The organism is Methylobacterium sp. UNC378MF, from assembly GCF_900103195.1.
Lineage (GTDB): Bacteria > Pseudomonadota > Alphaproteobacteria > Rhizobiales > Beijerinckiaceae > Methylobacterium.
In genome coordinates, this window is sequence record NZ_FMWU01000033.1 from 50,401 (window position 1) to 63,497 (window position 13,097).

Genomic DNA, 13,097 nt, shown 5'->3' on the forward strand with positions numbered 1-13,097 from the left:
TCGCATCTTAATGGAGCCGGTGCATATGGGCGGGACCGCAGGAGCGACTGCCCGATTGCTGCGCGCACCCGTCACGACGGGGCTCGTCATGTCGTGTGCCTGCGCCGCCTTCGGCACCGTGTCCACCGCGGCAGCAGCCGACCTCGCGGCGCGGGGTGCGGGCGCCGACTGGTACACCGGCGCCTCGCAGCAGGCGGTCGATGACAGTTGGGCCGTGGCCGTCGACGGCTCGACGAGCATCACCTCGAACAGCTCGGCCTTCGGCTCGGTCACGGTGACCGCCGCGCCCAATGGATCGCCCTCGCGGGATGGCCTGCGGGTCCGCGTCGACGCCATCGGCGGAACCTACTCGTATCCCGGGCGCTCCGTCGCCACGCGGGTCACCGGCTATCAGGAGGAAGGCGCCCTCCAGGCGGGTTACGAGTGGATCTGGAAGGACGCGGCTCTCGCCGGCTATATCGGTTTCAATGTCCGCAGCAACCAGCTGTCCATCCCCGATCCGGGCAACCCGGTGGTGGGCACCGGCGTCGGGCTGAAGGTCGCTGGCAACTTCTATGCGACGCCGACCGACCGGACCATGGTCTCCGCCTACGGCTCGTACTCGACCAAGTTCAACGCCTATTATTCCCGCCTGCGGGTCGGCTACATGGTCGCCGACGGCGTCTATATCGGGCCGGAGGCGCTGTTCCTGGGCGACGACTTCTTCCGGCAATACCGCATCGGCGCGCATCTGACCGGCGTCCGCTTCGGGCCCGTGCAGATGTCCGTCGCCGCCGGCTACGTCCGCGACCGGATCCAGGGCTCCGGCTATTATTCCAGCGTCGAGGCCCGCTCGACCTTCTAGGGCTTCGCCGACGCGCGATTGGCCCGTGCCTGGGACACTCCGATCCTGTGCGTCCCGACGATCCTCGGCCGGGGCTCTCCGAGGTGCCCCAAGGGCGATCAAGGGGTCGGGCTTACCGCGACGGTGCCAGGAGCTGACTGGGCTTCAGGGGATCCCAGACGCCTTCGAAGACCGGCTGCAGCGCGGCGTTGAGCGTCTGCGCTTGCGAGACCGGCGATGGGATCACCCGAGGCTGGAAGCCGATGACGGCGGCGGACACACCGACGAGGCCGGTCACGCACAGACCAACGATGATCCACCGGGGCGCCCGCCAAGTGTGAAGGACCCCGGCAAGAGTGGCGAAAATCGCAATGAGACCAATAAACTGATGCATTAGACACCTCTAGACGGTGCCTACTGCGATAATAGCGCCAATAATCTTGTTTCGAAATGGAGCAGCCCCGCGGAGACAGGCCGGTCATTTCCGGACGCCACGTTGCGGCGGGATGCACCACCTGCGGCGCTTGCGATCCGCCATGTCTCTCCTGGCCGGGCAGCCGGATCGTCACGCTCAGAAGGCACCGAGGTGCTCTCAGAATGAACCTTTTCCCGGCTTCCTCGCGGAGAGGAGTGCGCATAGCCGCCGGAGCCGCAGGACGATCGCAGCCTGCGCGGAATCGTGCCGCGCGCCGGGCGGATTCACGCCATCCCGGATGCGATCGCCGCTCACCACCGCGTCGACGCGACGCCGACAAGACGGCGCGCGGCGATGCGGATCAGAGCTTGCTGACGAGAAGGCCCAGACCGAAACCGACCAGACCGGCCACGACCAGGGAGGCGTGGGGCCATTCGGTGGATTTCTGATGGCCCTCCCAGGCGTAGCGGCGGCCCCGGTCGTAGGCATCCGCCGCGTGGTCCGAGACCTCGTCGGCCGCGTGCCGGACAGCGTCCTTGGCCTGGCCATAGAGGTTCTCGGCGTTGCCCTGGGCCTCGCGAAGGCGGCCCGCGACCGAATCGCGATCCGAGCCGGCGAGGCCGCCGACTACGCCCTGCACCTCTCCACCCAGCGCCCGGGCGGCGCCCGTGATCCTGTCCGTATCGACCATTGGCCTGCTCTCCCTATCCCGTCTCGGGTCGACGCTGCCGGGCGCAGCGGCGGCTGGACACCCGCGTCCCTGTCGCGACTGAGGCAACAGCGACATCCTCCGCGCGTTCCAAGACCTGATCTGCCGCGGGCTCCGGTCGTTCCGGCCCGCCCTACCGGCCGCACGGCGCGCCCCTAGATAAAGCAGGGCTGGATCGACCACACCGCGCGACCGGCTGGGTTGGGCCGGCCTGTCGTCTGCGCAGCGGAAGTTCCGACGATCTCCACGATAACAACAGGATAGCCCCGAAATGGAATTTCTGCACACAATATTTTGAAGATTTCATTTCGAGTCTTTCCGGTTTTAGTTAGGTCTGCCTCGGATTAAGCAGGGTCAAACAGAATCAGGTGGTTGCACGAGGTCGCTTGCGAGTTGATTGCGAGCCGGCACCGCCTCGCGGACACAGATGGGCCGATTTAGAGTGGAATTTGGCAGGGCGGAGCAGCCATCGTGCGTGCCGCCGGTGCCCGCTGTACATGCTCCCGTCAAGCACTGGTCCCAGTGAGTAAAATGGGCTGGCATTGAATGTTAGTCGAAAACAGGGGCGGCACCTCTGAGCTCTGGAAAATCCGACAGTGCAACCCGAACGGACTCGGCGATGCGGTCGGGATCTTCGCCGTGAAACGAGGCGTGGAGATAGATGTTACCGTCTGGACGGGCAGCATAGATGAGGTGCTCGCCGGTTAAACCGCCACGCCATGCTTTTTCGCGACTTGCTGCGCGACGTTCGATGACATCTCTAGAGAAGGCTTCCGCTATCAGATTGACGTCGGTTTCTTCAACCGGTTTGCCTATATAATTTCCCTTGCCGTAATATTCTGCAAGTTTCCGGGAGATGATGCCGGAGCCATGTTTTTCTATTTCAATAATAATATTTTCTATCAGGAAGCTGGCTTGAAAAAAATGCTTCTTATAGAGACCTTTAAGCGGTCCCTTTCTGAATTGAAAAGGGCCGCGCGTTATGTCTTTAATCTCATGGCCTTCTAATACTTTGATTGTTTGACAAAGGCATTCTGGGTCGAACAGGTGATTTTCGCCTTGTGCAAGTTGTGGAACTTTTGCAGCGTAGATGACCATAAAATTCCGAAGCAATTTCGCGCATCTCCCCGTTCTTAGCGACGAGGCCAGCAGAAAATCGACAAAGCGGCATTCTGGTCCCAAATCTTTTTCGATGTCTATCTGAACTGTGCCGCGGGTTCCGGTCTGTCCCTGGGCTCTCGCCAGAGCTTGAATGCGCTCTCTATCCATAAGCGTCCCTCCAAACGGTTCAGTTGTATGTTATGGCGAACAGCCGTCATAGCAGCAGTCCGCATCGCCTCACTTTCGTGACGATTCACGGCAAGGCGCTTCCCTCGCTCGCCTGCGCGCTTGGACGTTTGCGTTCCGGTAAGCGTTGCGCTCTACCTTTGAGCATGGAGGCGATCATCGTCATGAATCGGTCCGCCAGTGGGCAGACTCTGTCCCGCCGGTTGCCCGGACACCGTGGGCCTCCTGCAAGTTTTGTCGCCAAGCCCGATGCGCAGCCTACGTCCTTAGTAATGCAGCGCTTGACGGCGCGAGAACACCACTCACGCATCCGCTGCCGGCCAACGGGCCGAGGGTGGGTCGCCGCAGAGGCGTGGAGGCGGGCCGTGCCGGTTCCGGACGCTGAGGGCCCCCGCGTTGTTCGACTGCGCCACGCACTTGTGGCCGAACTCGGTGGCGATATCGATCCGCAGCGCCAAAGTCTCGGCGACCTGATCTATCGCTACCTCGTACGCGCCCGCCGGCTGATTCCAACCGCCAAGCGTCACGTCTTCTTCGTCCGCCGGTTCTGGGATGGTGGCCTCGTGACCCGCCACCTCGACAAGGTGTTCGCATTGGCACGGCTAGTCGGGGAAGGTGCTGACCTGACGCCGTACCTGTCGGGCCGAGCGCATCGGCCTGGCAAGCATCCGCACGACGCGCAGCATGACGGCGACTTCGGACTCGCCGCCTACGACGTGCATCACCTGCACTTCGATCCCGTCGACCCGGCCGGGCCGCGCAAGGTCCGTCAGCAGGACAAGGAAGACGCGCTGCTGTTCGCGACCTTTGGTCGGGAGCACGCGGCGTTCATCATGGTCGGCACGCACAAGAGCTTTCACGATGGGACGCTTGAGAGCGCCGTCGTTCAAGCGCGCGCCGATGCGGGCCACATGGTGCTGAACGGGATCAAGGGGGAGTCGAACTTCACGTCGCTCCAGCGGACCCGGATGGGCCTGCGAGGAGTGAACACGGCGGTCGCGATCGGTGGCCAAGCCGTCATCAGTTCGATGGTGATGGGCAACGGCAGCTCGATGCGAACGCGCCGCATAGCCGATTTTGCTGCGTGGCGAATCAAGGATGTCGATCCGATCCTCGACGACATTGAGCGGGCCAGGGCGCTCCTCGGCCCGCGTGTGCCGGACGATCCCGACTTCTCTTGGGGCTTCGATCAGACCCGCCTGGTGCTGGTCGAGGCCAAGAGCCGCACCGGGTTCAACTTCGCCGATCAGCCGAACTAAACCTTGGAGTTGACCGCTTGTGCCCGTCCATTAGCGTACTCATCGATACAACCCAGCGCCTTCATCATTCCTACATTAGCCGTCAATCTGCGGCTCGAAAGCGTCCAACCCATGCTCAGTCGCACGCGACGGTCGTTCTCCGTTGAGATCAAATCAGCCGGCCGCGGTCAGGCCATCGTCATCCCGAGTCGCGTCGCGCCTCCCGCCGCCAAGGCGCCACGCCTGTTCCGCGATCAATTCGCCGAGCCAACAGCGCCACCCTCCGCACCCAGTCGTATACTGCCGAGCCTAATCGCGCCTGAACTGCTCCAGTTCGAGCCGGAGCCCGCCGCAGAGGATCGCCCGCAGCAGCGCCGCGGGCGGCCGCGCAAGGCCTCTGCCGCGATGGTCGCGACCGCCGCCGTCGAGCCGGTCTCCGCGCCACCAGCGCCCGCTGCCGCGACTGCTGAGCCGGTGGCCGGGTCCCAGCCGAGAATCGCGCCGACGCTCACCAAACGCACCGCAAAATCTAACGCCGCTATCGCGCCTGGCGAACGGTGGAAGCGCCGCCTGGGCCGCTGGGCACGGTAGCAGCGCCTTATCGACCACATGGCTCATCCCGGGTGTGCTTCACAGCCGCTTTTGGATGAACCGACGCGTCGGCGCTCGACCTCTGCCTGCGCTGCCGCAATGATAGCGTTGCAAGCCTCCAGATCAATGAAGCAGTTCAATGGTATGAAGGCATCCTTGCGCGAAAGAAGTCCTCCGTCGGACGCATTCCATATTTGCAATTCGCCGTTTAGTCCGTAGTCTCGAATGAACCGCTGACAATCTGCATTGTGCTCTGCAGCAGTAACCGAGCCATCATCGTCTAAAAAAAGCCCATCTTCAATATCGAATATTATCCTCTCATCACCAAAATCGAGAATAAACTTGATAAAAATTAAACCGCTTTTAGACCGGTAGACAAGATGAACTTTTCTATCTTGTACTGTGGCGTTCGAAGGCGACATGCCTTCAAACGCCCCTTAAGGAGGGGATTTGCGCAGGCGCACATGAATTTCAGGCAGGTCGACTTCTTCAGCTGACCGAACGCCCTCGCCACTTACTAAGCGTTGGATCAAATCAGCGCCGAGAAGTCCCTTCCACCCACGAAGCTCGTAAAGATGCTTGCGGTACTCAGTTTGAGGGGTTGAGATACCGAAACGCTCTTCAATGGCGAGCACTGCCATTTCTCGCACTAGCGGCAACTCTCGATACAGTCGTCGCGCGTCGCTTGGACCGTCGGGATTCACGATCGGCTTTTTACCCGCGTGCGCCACCGCGCAACGACCAGATTCAAAAAGATGGCGGCTTACGTCCTGCTCCCCATCCACTCTGATGCTGTCGAGCGCCTCGGCCACGCCGTGACCCGTTAGCCGAGGCAAAGCCTTCTCCATCCACGTCACTCGCCGCCTTGGCACTGGAAATGCCAGCTCAAGCACTCGCCAAAAAGACAAAAACGCATAACCGTAATGGTTGAGACTCCTCGCTTCTCGCATCAGCGCAAGGGCAATGCGTGTATCTTCATCCTCAGGACAAATAAGCTCAGTGAAATCGAAGCTTTCACAAATTGAGAAGCCGTATTTTCGGTTTAGCCCAACCATGTGAGGTCGCCCGCCACCCGATTGGTGAGCGACAGCAATTCCATGCTGCTCCCGCCAGGCCAGCACACTTAAGAAGCGGTACAGCAGCCTTGCTGCCTCATCTCGATTGAGGCTTAGCGAGCACCGCACAGCTACTCCTGGATGCTCCTCAAGCGTCAGCGGGATCACCCAAATGCGGTGCCCTCCAAAGTCGGCAGATTGAGGATGCACCGGCCATGGACAAGAAGTGTCAACATTCAAGCACACCCAATCCCCTGGCTAAAGTAGTTCAGGAGCCGCAGCGTATTTGCTCTCGCGGCTCGCGATCTCGACCGGCAGAGGCCTTCCCATTTCGTCGCGCATGCCCCCAGCTTATCGTGCTAGGCAGTCAGCGGAAGAGGCAGCGCGAGTTGAGGACAGCGCTGCGCGCCATTCTTGTGCACTAGCTGGCGTCTGTTGCTTGCTCGGCTTTCAGACGGGCCTGGTCCACGCGGATCGACGAGGACCCGCCAGCCCTGCTTCCCCCACGTGCTTGATGATCACGATATTGTGATGATATTTATTGCCGTGCATTCGGTTTTACTCCAAGCCATTCAGCATCGAGTGATAGAATCTGGGTCCAATTGGGTGCACGAGGTTGCTTACTAGTTGTTTTACACTGACTTTCCGTCTGTAGAGATCCGTAGGGGAGAGTATTACAAGCCGGGACGAGGTTGCTTCCGCTGCGGTTCAGACCGTGGGTACCCCTCAACACCCGAAGGATCACACCCTTATGCGAATCGTTGTCTATGCTGATGGAGGCTGCTCGCCCAATCCTGGCCCAGGGGGCTGGGGTGTTGTCATCTCGGGCCCGGATGGGCCCGTGGATCTATGCGGGGGTGAGGCTAACACTACGAACAACCGCATGGAGTTGACCGCGGCCGTCCGAGCGCTGGAGCATTTCCCCGAGGCAGCGCAGATCGAGATGCGCTGCGACAGCCAGTACGTGGTCAAATCCGTCACCGAGTGGATGAGCGGCTGGAAGGCCAAGGGCTGGCGCAAATCGAAGGGCCCGGTGATGAATCTCGACTTGATGCAGCGTTTGGACGAACTTGCTAGCCAGCGTGACGTGAAGTGGACGTGGGTTCAGGGCCACGCCGGAGATCCACTCAATGAACGCGCGGATCGTCTCGTGACGCAAGGAAGGCGTGGTGGAAGCGGGCTATCCGCTCTAACCAACCCATCTCCAGTACCAGCCACACCGTAAGCCTTATCGCAATCGCCGTTGTCGCCTCAGCGCCGTCGCCAAACCGCGGCAACGACGACCTGAGAACCGCTTGCTCGGCCGATGTATTCTAAAGAAATTAGCGAAACCCACCGACGCAAAGGCCTGGGTAGCTTCGGGAGGCTAGCGCCAAAATTCCTGAACTAGATATTACTGGCATCGTGAAAAGATAATTGTGCCAGTATTGGGCAACAAAGGATCAAGATGCTTCATGCTGAATCGATCCGACAAAACAACAAATTCATATATCCAGCCCGACTGGTCGACCGGAGCAGAACCAGAATTGACGCACTCCGCAATGACAGTGTTACCTGAAACCCGATTAACAACAAAGGTCGCACTATATCTTTTTCGATTGTGAGTTATAGTAAATTTACTTCCAAGCGTGCGAACAACTATCGCGTCCTTTCCGGACGGGTGGTCTTCTGCGCAACTCTGCTGAGCAGATGCCCAGCCGCCTTCAAGATTATCCAAAGGCCCGGCAGCGCAAGGCTCAACCACCACGACCAAGATAATCACCGCAACCGTCGATCTAATCGCAACAAATATGCGCGAAATTCCCGTCATGACTCTTCTCCGCCGACACCGCGCCCGCTTTAAAGATCAGTGCTGAATTTCAATTCTGTGACGCGCAATCCTTTCTCTGGTATTATTAGAGTCATTCAGGGCAGCTCTGACCTCCCCATCCATCACCGTTTGTGCCTGTTAGACCGGTTGCTCCTGTCGAAATAGGCGCCTGTAAAGTAGTTCAATCCGGTCGGAACAAAGGGATATGCATTCCGAAAATGCAATTGAAAATGTAGCGAGTCAGAGACCTACGAAGAGCCGCGATCGGCGACACATCGGGGATAAACGGGTTAGGCTCGCCTTCAAATGCACTCTACCGAAGATCGTGCCGCAATCCAATCGAGCGCGAGTAGTTATTCTCCTGATGCTGACGCGATCCCATGCGATTGATCTCTCCCGAATGATCTAATTCAATCCACTCCGCTTGCTTAAGTGAGCAAGCCGAAATTCAGAGATCATTTTACGTTTTCCGAATATACGCGGCGCCTACTTAACAGCTAATTCCTTGTCTTGCGGAAAGTCCCCGGTATTCACTTTATTTACTCTTTAGCCACCCTCCTTTCGCTGCGTTTCTCGTACATCAATCGCGCAACATGCTCTCTTGGTGTCAGATTTTGTATGCCGGTATTCCCACAGCCGCCTGGGACAGTGTACCATGAGCAATTGTCGTTGCGGCCAACGTTGTAGCATCGGCACTCCTGACGCGAACCCGCGCGACAGCGAACATCACCTTGTTCGCAAGCTTGCGAAAGAAGAGGCAGATTACAAATTAACGTGCATCCGACAAAAAGCAGCTTGCTCATCGATCGCCTCCATACATTTTCGTTCCTTTTGTCCGGGCGCAGTCAAATCACACACGTTCTCCAAATTTGTATTCGGATAAACGGCGGTATTAGACTTCTGGAACCGGACATATCCACTTTGTTGAAACCTGACAGAACTCAACGATCTGCATAGGCGAGCTTGGCCATAAGAGCCTCTCGAATAGTAATTGACATTGCCAGAATCAATGATTTTTGTAAAGTGAATTATTCTATGCCAAATGCATCTTAGAAGCATATTCCCTGGCGAAAACATCGACGATTTACGCAAAAATATTTCATAACTAGATTCCAGCTCAAGCCTTATGGCGAATAAAATCAAAAAAACAACATCTATTAGTGAAACATTCGGCCGTTAGGTCTGGCTTTACGAACAACTAGGTGTCTATAAAGCATTACGCTTATGTAAGCCACTCTCTTTCGTGGAAAGCATATTCTATTCTTTCTTGAATATGTGTCCCGCCCTCGGTATCCCCGCACCCGCTGCCCTTTTCTCGGAGACGGTTTCGAGAGCCAACGGAACTGGCGTTGCCCTCGACAAGATCCTCGTGGACGCCTGTCTCCGAAAACACTGGTTTTTCTGAAATCGGTCAAGCTTGCTGCTGAGTAGCTCCTCAGTAGCGGGTCAGCGCGGTTTGGACGGGGAAAAGCGCGATGGGACGGAAGAGCGGGTTCCTGGCGTTCATCCTGTGGGGCTGCGGGCTGTTCCTGCTGAGCGGCCTGCATCGTTTCTACGTCGGGCGATTCTGGACGGGGCTGCTATGGTTCTTCACGCTCGGCTTGTGCGGGGTCGGCCAGCTGATTGACCTCTTCCGGCTCGGCGACATGGTTCGCGTGGCCAACAGCGAGGGCGGTGGCGGCAGCTCCAGGCATTTTGCCCCAGCAAACACGGTGGCGCCGGTGTTCAACGTAACGGTCAACGCCGGCCCAGCCGGGATGGCGACAGTGACGCCGGAACAGATCGCCGCCGGTGGGACGCAGTTGCTGTCTCGGCGCTAGAACGGGCGTCGGCATCGATCGCGAGGGAGGATGACGACGTGCAAGAATCCAAGCGTAGGCAGGCCGGAATCATCATCCTTCCGCTCGTGGTATCCTCCGCGCTCGCCGCCGGCTCCGCTCTTGCCACGTCGGACGGTCCTGATCGGTTCGCCGTTCGAGACGTAAGGCCGAATGATACGTTGGCGCTGCGCGCGCAGCCGAACGCGAGCGCGCGAAAGATCACCGGGCTGCCGCCGCAGACCCGTGGGCTGCAGAACCTCGGATGCGTGAACGGGAAGACAGGTCGAGAGACGGCAGACACCGCGCCGGCCGGCGGCCCGCTGTGGTGCAAAGTCCGGATCGGCAGCCTCTTGGGCTGGGCGTCCTCCCGATTCCTGCGCGAGGACACCGAGGTCCTGAAGCCCTACAGCGTCTCGGGGGCGCCCACCGGACCGGGGCAGTTCGTCGCCACCTCCAGCGCGATTGACAAGACTGCTGCGGGTGAAGGGCGATGGAAGATCGTCGCGCAAACCGTCATCAGCGAATCGACGACGGGCGACCAGCCGAACGAGGTGATCGTCACCTCGCAGCTCGTCGATTGCCAGCGTGGGCGTTCCGAAGTGATCCGCCTCGACGGCATCACCCCTGGGAGTTCCGGCAGCATAGAAGATGCACCGGGACCAGATTATCACCCGGCATTAGCTGGTTTCGACGAAGAAAATCTCTGGTGGTTCGCCTGTCGGGGCGCCCACCGACGTTATCTTTGGCCGTGAACAATCGAGCCTACGCTATCGCATGTCCGAAAAACGAGGGTTTGCACGATGATGCTCATTTCGACAATGCCAAGCTTAGGATGTGAGCTGTTTTCCGGAGACAGTTTTACGAAATCGGCCCGTTGAGCTCTTGGTAGGATGGGGGAGGGTCCGCCGCGCCACAAAACGCGGAGGATAGAGATGAGCATCACAATTAAGGAGCTCTCGGAACGATCAGGGGTGAAGGTCCCCACGATCAGATACTACGAACGACAAGGCCTGCTGCCTGAACCGGTACGGACGGTAACTGGACTGAGGCGCTACGGGACCGTCGACGTCGCACGCCTGCGCTTCGTCCGCTTCGGTCGCGGGCTCGGAATGGAGATCGACGGGATCCGTGCGGTGATCGAGATGGTGGGCGATGGAAACGGCGAGGAGATCATCGCGGCAGCCGATGCTTTAGGCGAGCGGGCTGAGCGGATGCAGGCGCTCTGTGTCTCGCTGCGGCGAGTTTCGGCAGCGATCATCGGCGGCTCGATCGACGAGGCGGAGGCGTTCGACCGGCTCATCGCACGGGAGCGAGCGGAGGTTGTGGTGCCGGTAGACACTCCTCCCGCACCGAATCCGGATGCAACCGAGGCGCCTCAGGGTCAGAGCAGTCAGCCCATGGACATGACCGTGGTCCAGGAAGAGGCGTCAACGGCAGTCGAGCTCGCCGCGGAAGAACCTACGGCAGAGGCAGCACCGGAAGGGGATGCACCTGAGACACCGCTTTCCAAGCCGAAACGCAAAAGGACCCGCGCAAAGCTCTGATGGGTAGGATGGCGGTGTCCCCGCCGTCCAACCTCTCGAGACAGCTTCGGATTCACTTAAGCGTCACCACATAATCAATACCAAGTGATGCTGCAGCACCGATGCACGATCCATACTGCGCCGCACAAACTAGTCCCTATTGTTAGTACATGTTCTATAAACTATTGACACCAAACGCCTTCTATTGAAGCGCTGATTTGAATTTGGTACGACATATCGCCCGACGAGAGACGAGCCGCATTTGACCGCACAAATGTACCAACTGCAGCGGCTGCCAAACCGAAAAGTCTCAGCGAACTACGCCGATTACTAGACCGGCGCTTTCACTCTAGTTGTGCTTACAAAAATCAATGTCGGCAAATCATCGATCGGACTGAACACTTTCTCAATAGCAGCAGCTTCGATAATGGCCAAGCAATCTATCAGCCCCACGAGGGCCTACACCGAAGAAGAGTGGTACGAGGCTTTGCAACTGAGCGGAACCTCGACCACCTCTGACGACATCGAGGCGGCGGTAGATCCTAATAGTGCTGCGGTGAGCGCCACCAGCGCACACCCCGCCGACACGATCGCGGTCGCGCACGCCGCCCAAGGTCGAGGCGATCGAAGTCATTCTGCCCCCCGTTCGTCCTACGTGCCACTGGTCGCTCATGAGGCGGCACTGGACGGCCGGCACCTACCCGACAGCGGTGTCGTGACCGAGCCCGCCAAAAGGTCTGATCAGCCCCTGGCGGATGCGGATTGGGAGGCGCTCCTCATGGACGCCTTCGGTTTCACGTCATCGACCGACACTGCTTCCCCAACACATCCGGCGGAGGCGATCGACCCTTCCCTAGACAGGGGTCCAGAAGCGTCGGCGAAAGATCTCCGGTCGTGGGCTTCCCAATCGGTACCGGGGCGCGAGGATGCCGAGGAGCCATGGACGGATGAGGACATTGAGGCGTTTTTCAGAGAAGCCCTCAATGAGCCGACGCCTCCGCGCGCGACCGCCCCTACCGAGCCGACAGTCCTCCCGCCGATCCGGGTGACGAGTGGCCTACGTGCGCTTGCTGAAGCAGCCCGCAGCGTCCGAGAAGCCGGAGGCATTAGCGAGGAGGACGCGAAGGCCGCACCCCGCCACCGGGGCAGAGGCCGCAAGACGCGCGTCGTCACAGCATTGCGGCGCTTCATTGATGAAGATGCCCGTTACCAGGGGGCTAAGGAAGCTGTCGCGGAGACGCGCCGCCGCTACGATGAGATCCTGACCACTGCGGCTTCGAATCAACACAAGGTCGAGGCCGCCCAAAGGGCCTACGCCGAGAGCATCGGCCTAGAGATCGATTTTCATCTCTCCCATCTTGCGTCAGTCGCGGACCGGATCGACAGGTGCGGCGCCTACGGAGCGTTTGCTTGCGGGTCGTACTGGTGCGCCCATTGCCGCAACCGGTACGCCGCACGCCTGATCGAGGACACTCGGCCGCAATTGGAGCAGCGCTACGGCTCCGACCTCGAGCAGGCTAGTGCAGTGACGCGGACGGAGGATTCACGCAGGCGGTGAGGCGTGCGAGTCTGGGCCATGGCTCAGACGGTATGCGTTCTTCTCGATGCGAGCGACGCGGCACGGCTGGCTGCGATCGCCAGCGACCGCTCTCGCCCGCTCAAACATATCCAGCGCGCCCGCATCGTCTTGCTCTCGGCCGAGCGCCTGAGTGTCCAGGACGTCGCCCGGCGAGCGGGCGTCAGCCGTCCGGCCGTGTGGCGCTGGCAGCGGCGCTACGCCGAGGCGGGCGTCGAGGGTCTGCTGCGCGACAAGACGCGTCCGCCCG

13 protein-coding genes and 1 pseudogene are annotated in these 13,097 nt (G+C 59.7%); 8 read left to right on the forward strand and 6 right to left on the reverse strand.

What is annotated here, in order from left to right; all coding sequences use genetic code 11:
* Window positions 1-25: 25 nt before the first annotated feature.
* The gene (gene bcsS / locus BLT59_RS26130; protein WP_091787836.1) at window positions 26-844 is read left to right on the forward strand and encodes a cellulose biosynthesis protein BcsS; all 819 of its coding nucleotides are present in this window, start codon (window positions 26-28) and stop codon (window positions 842-844) included.
* A gap of 112 nt (window positions 845-956) precedes the next feature.
* Here the strand turns inward: bcsS and BLT59_RS31985 are convergent, their stop codons facing one another.
* From BLT59_RS31985 to BLT59_RS30800, 3 genes are all read right to left on the reverse strand, one after another.
* Window positions 957-1,121 (reverse strand): hypothetical protein, encoded by a 165-nt coding sequence (locus BLT59_RS31985; RefSeq protein WP_244514153.1) that lies wholly within the window; start codon window positions 1,119-1,121, stop codon window positions 957-959.
* A gap of 478 nt (window positions 1,122-1,599) precedes the next feature.
* Window positions 1,600-1,929: a CsbD family protein gene (locus tag BLT59_RS26140; protein ID WP_091787842.1), complete on the reverse strand. Its 330-nt coding sequence runs from the start codon at window positions 1,927-1,929 to the stop codon at window positions 1,600-1,602.
* Between the two features lie 567 nt (window positions 1,930-2,496).
* A complete protein-coding gene (locus tag BLT59_RS30800) occupies window positions 2,497-3,216 on the reverse strand; it encodes a hypothetical protein (protein WP_139174109.1) in 720 nt (239 codons plus the stop codon).
* Between the two features lie 383 nt (window positions 3,217-3,599).
* Here BLT59_RS30800 and BLT59_RS26145 point away from each other — a divergent pair, with 383 nt between their 5' ends.
* A complete protein-coding gene (locus BLT59_RS26145) occupies window positions 3,600-4,493 on the forward strand; it encodes a hypothetical protein (protein ID WP_139174110.1) in 894 nt (297 codons plus the stop codon).
* 593 nt (window positions 4,494-5,086) lie between these two features.
* Here BLT59_RS26145 and BLT59_RS30805 read toward each other — a convergent pair.
* Together BLT59_RS30805 and mauJ are read right to left on the reverse strand one after the other, a co-directional pair.
* Window positions 5,087-5,485, reverse strand: coding sequence for a hypothetical protein (locus BLT59_RS30805; protein ID WP_139174111.1), 399 nt, complete (start codon window positions 5,483-5,485; stop codon window positions 5,087-5,089).
* 15 nt (window positions 5,486-5,500) lie between these two features.
* On the reverse strand, window positions 5,501-6,358 hold the full coding sequence (gene mauJ, locus BLT59_RS30810) for a methylamine utilization protein MauJ (RefSeq protein ID WP_139174112.1): 858 nt from the start codon (window positions 6,356-6,358) through the stop codon (window positions 5,501-5,503).
* Window positions 6,359-6,869: 511 nt separating this feature from the next.
* Here mauJ and rnhA point away from each other — a divergent pair.
* Window positions 6,870-7,286, forward strand: a pseudogene (rnhA, locus tag BLT59_RS26150) (ribonuclease HI); the annotation flags it as partial.
* Between the two features lie 225 nt (window positions 7,287-7,511).
* Here rnhA and BLT59_RS30815 read toward each other — a convergent pair.
* Window positions 7,512-7,928, reverse strand: a complete 417-nt coding sequence (locus tag BLT59_RS30815) for a hypothetical protein (protein ID WP_139174113.1) — start codon at window positions 7,926-7,928, stop codon at window positions 7,512-7,514.
* 1,475 nt (window positions 7,929-9,403) lie between these two features.
* Here BLT59_RS30815 and BLT59_RS26155 point away from each other — a divergent pair.
* From BLT59_RS26155 to BLT59_RS26175, 5 genes are all read left to right on the forward strand, one after another.
* Window positions 9,404-9,748, forward strand: coding sequence for an NINE protein (locus BLT59_RS26155; RefSeq protein ID WP_091787849.1), 345 nt, complete (start codon window positions 9,404-9,406; stop codon window positions 9,746-9,748).
* Between the two features lie 38 nt (window positions 9,749-9,786).
* Entirely contained in the window at window positions 9,787-10,500 is a 714-nt protein-coding gene (locus tag BLT59_RS26160) for an SH3 domain-containing protein (RefSeq protein ID WP_091787852.1), read from the forward strand.
* Between the two features lie 180 nt (window positions 10,501-10,680).
* Window positions 10,681-11,292, forward strand: a complete 612-nt coding sequence (locus tag BLT59_RS26165) for a MerR family transcriptional regulator (protein ID WP_175544134.1) — start codon at window positions 10,681-10,683, stop codon at window positions 11,290-11,292.
* Window positions 11,293-11,698: 406 nt separating this feature from the next.
* Window positions 11,699-12,829, forward strand: coding sequence for a hypothetical protein (locus BLT59_RS26170; protein WP_091787858.1), 1,131 nt, complete (start codon window positions 11,699-11,701; stop codon window positions 12,827-12,829).
* An 18-nt stretch (window positions 12,830-12,847) separates the two neighbouring features.
* Window positions 12,848-13,097, forward strand: a 250-nt coding sequence (locus tag BLT59_RS26175; protein ID WP_139174114.1) for a helix-turn-helix domain-containing protein, incomplete at its 3' end; no start/stop codon positions are given.

Excerpts from the sequence above, each read along its gene's own strand:
- bcsS (WP_091787836.1), top strand. The coding sequence starts at position 26 with ATGGGCGGGACCGCAGGAGCGACTGCCCGATTGCTGCGCGCACCCGTC.
- BLT59_RS26140 (WP_091787842.1), bottom strand. The coding sequence starts at position 1,929 with ATGGTCGATACGGACAGGATCACGGGCGCCGCCCGGGCGCTGGGTGGA.
- BLT59_RS30800 (WP_139174109.1), bottom strand. The coding sequence starts at position 3,216 with ATGGATAGAGAGCGCATTCAAGCTCTGGCGAGAGCCCAGGGACAGACC.
- BLT59_RS30805 (WP_139174111.1), bottom strand. The coding sequence starts at position 5,485 with ATGTCGCCTTCGAACGCCACAGTACAAGATAGAAAAGTTCATCTTGTC.
- BLT59_RS30815 (WP_139174113.1), bottom strand. The coding sequence starts at position 7,928 with ATGACGGGAATTTCGCGCATATTTGTTGCGATTAGATCGACGGTTGCG.
- BLT59_RS26155 (WP_091787849.1), top strand. The coding sequence starts at position 9,404 with ATGGGACGGAAGAGCGGGTTCCTGGCGTTCATCCTGTGGGGCTGCGGG.
- BLT59_RS26165 (WP_175544134.1), top strand. The coding sequence starts at position 10,681 with ATGAGCATCACAATTAAGGAGCTCTCGGAACGATCAGGGGTGAAGGTC.
- BLT59_RS26170 (WP_091787858.1), top strand. The coding sequence starts at position 11,699 with ATGGCCAAGCAATCTATCAGCCCCACGAGGGCCTACACCGAAGAAGAG.